The organism is Streptomyces xylophagus (assembly GCF_000716435.1).
Lineage (GTDB): Bacteria > Actinomycetota > Actinomycetes > Streptomycetales > Streptomycetaceae > Streptomyces > Streptomyces xylophagus.
This window is the reverse complement of the sequence record NZ_JNWO01000163.1, coordinates 1-377: the sequence shown is the minus strand read 5'-3', so window position 1 is coordinate 377 and position 377 is coordinate 1. Positions and strand designations below refer to the sequence as shown.

The following is a 377-nucleotide window of genomic DNA, read 5'->3' as shown; positions in this document are numbered from 1 at the left end:
CCTCGGCCCAGCCGGTGCCGTCGGCGGCGGCCGCGAACGGCTTGCAGCGGCCGTCGGGGGCGAGGCCGGTCTGGCGGCTGAACTCCACGAACATGCCGGGGGCGGACATCACCGTGGAACCGCCGGCGAGCGCGAGGGTGCACTCGCCGGCCCGCAGCGCCTGGGCCGCGAGGTGCAGCGCCACCAGGGACGACGAGCACGCCGTGTCGACCGTGACGGCGGGCCCCCGGAGTCCCAGCGTGTACGAGACGCGGCCCGAGACCACGCTCGCCGCGTTGCCGGTGCCCACGAGTCCCTCCGCGCTCTCGGCGGAGCCCAGCAACAGCCCTGTGTAGTCCTGGCTGTTGGTGCCCGCGAAGACGCCGACGCGTGCGCCC

Annotated in this window: 1 protein-coding gene; it reads right to left on the bottom strand. The window is 75.9% G+C overall.

Translation table 11 applies throughout. The features are described 5' to 3' along the window. A partial coding sequence (locus OO70_RS50800; RefSeq protein ID WP_043688469.1) for a beta-ketoacyl synthase N-terminal-like domain-containing protein occupies window positions 1-377 on the bottom strand: 377 nt, incomplete at both ends.